Genomic DNA, 367 nt, shown 5'->3' on the forward strand with positions numbered 1-367 from the left:
ACTTTTGGGGATTAGGAGGTCGGCACCACTGAGGGGGCTGTCGTCACTTAAAATGGGCCGTGTAGTGGCACTGTAATGCTCTCGATGGGGCACCACGACAGTGCCCTTGGCCAGTTTCAGCCAGGTCTTGTCAGTGGCCGGCAGGCGCTCTGCCCAGGCACGGCTGGCTTCGATGAAGTCGTCCACGCCCTCGCCACTGAACACTTCCAGGTGCAGCTTCCTTTCCGGTTGTTCCGCATAGCATTTTTGATAGCAGCCGATATGGCCGATCAAATCACCCGCCTTGATCGGCACGGGCTGATCGAGCACCACCACCTGACCCGGGTTCAGCGGTTCGCGCGCGCCTTGCAACGAGCCGAAATGCACG

General features: G+C 59.9%; 1 pseudogene. It reads right to left on the reverse strand.

The annotated features are described in order from the left end of the window. Positions 1 to 367 (reverse strand): annotated as a pseudogene (locus tag M5B99_RS29865) (hypothetical protein); the annotation flags it as partial.

It is taken from the genome of Pseudomonas sp. MWU13-2100 (assembly GCF_023242365.1).
Lineage (GTDB): Bacteria > Pseudomonadota > Gammaproteobacteria > Pseudomonadales > Pseudomonadaceae > Aquipseudomonas.